This window comes from Nostoc sp. MG11 (assembly GCF_014904695.1).
Taxonomy (GTDB): domain Bacteria; phylum Cyanobacteriota; class Cyanobacteriia; order Cyanobacteriales; family Nostocaceae; genus Komarekiella.
The window spans coordinates 1-1,309 of record NZ_JACXXN010000174.1; the positions used below are offsets into that span (position 1 = coordinate 1).

The following is a 1,309-nucleotide window of genomic DNA, read 5'->3' on the forward strand; positions in this document are numbered from 1 at the left end:
TTTCTCGGTCTATATCTTGAGGCAGGTTTTGGTTCATATTTGTGATACTCCCCCTGAAGTGTCCTCTTGTCAATACTCTGCCACCTGAATCCTTACCCAAAAACTACTCTAATAACCAAAATCACGGCAGATGTAATGGCAAATATTGCATCTTTTAAGAGAAAGTTCAATAAAGCTTCAAAAAAAATGAATATATTGGTAAAAAAGTTTGGCAATCGGATTGTAGAAAGTTTTTATCAAATTACATTTTTGAAAAATAAAATTGAAACTAAGTATCAAATGTCAGTAAAAAAACATATTAATAATTTACCTTTACTCTCAACTGCTGACCTGACTTTAGTTGAAACTCTTAAAAATGAAGGAATTATTATAACTTCATTGGCAACACTCTCCATTACTTCTACTCCAAGAATGTTACAAATGGCAAAAAAACTGATGCTAGAAATGCCCCATAGCATTCCGGCAAATGAAAAACATAAATTCGTAATTCACGCTACAAATAAACAAATAATGGAGCATACAGAAATTTTTTACTGGGGATTACAACAACGTTTACTTGATATTATTGAAAACTACCTAGGTCTGCCAGTTGCTTATCATCATCCTTCTTTTCGTAGAGATATTGCTAATCAAGTCCAGCGAAAAACAAGGTTATGGCATTTAGACAAGGAAGATCGGAAAATGATCAAAATTATTGTTTATCTAAATGATGTAAATGATGATTGTGGACCATTTCAATATATTCCCCTATCTTTTAGCCCAACAATAACTTGCTCTCTAAGATATAACTATGGTTATGTTCAAGCCAAAACCATGCAACAGGTTATTTCACCATTAAATTGGAAATCTTGCACAGGATCTTCTGGCACAGTAATTATTGTTGACACTGCAAAAATTTTTCATCGAGGAAAAATACCTACCAATTCAGATAGATTTGCAATATTTTTTGATTACACTTCTCAGTCTCCAAAACACCCATTTTATTGCCAACGTTCCTTAACTAACGAAAATTTAATAATACTTGCTGAAAAACTTTCTGAAAAACAAAAGCAGTGTATTTTCTGGAGATGATTGCAATTGCCAAACATCTAGTTGAAATGGTTGTGTTGCAAAAACTTATTCAGGATAAAAATATTGTATAAATCAGAACTAGTTATGCAATTATATCGAAGATTTGAGCAACAAATTTTACTTGAGCAGCGATGTCTGTTTTTTCGGTTGTGTTGCAAAAACTAGGGCTGGTCTGGTAGAAGTGTAGTTGTACCAATAGTCTTGTATCAAAGTTAGCCCATTAATGAACCCCAAAGAA

Annotated in this window: 1 protein-coding gene; it reads left to right on the forward strand. The window is 32.7% G+C overall.

The annotated features are described in order from the left end of the window. Positions 1-186 precede the first annotated feature (186 nt). Entirely contained in the window at positions 187-1,071 is an 885-nt protein-coding gene (locus HCR01_RS37905; protein ID WP_193201012.1) for a 2OG-Fe(II) oxygenase, read from the forward strand. Positions 1,072-1,309 lie beyond the last annotated feature (238 nt).

What these genes read in the sequence shown, in the direction of transcription:
- HCR01_RS37905 (WP_193201012.1), top strand. Translation starts at nt 187, where the DNA reads ATGAATATATTGGTAAAAAAGTTTGGCAATCGGATTGTAGAAAGTTTT.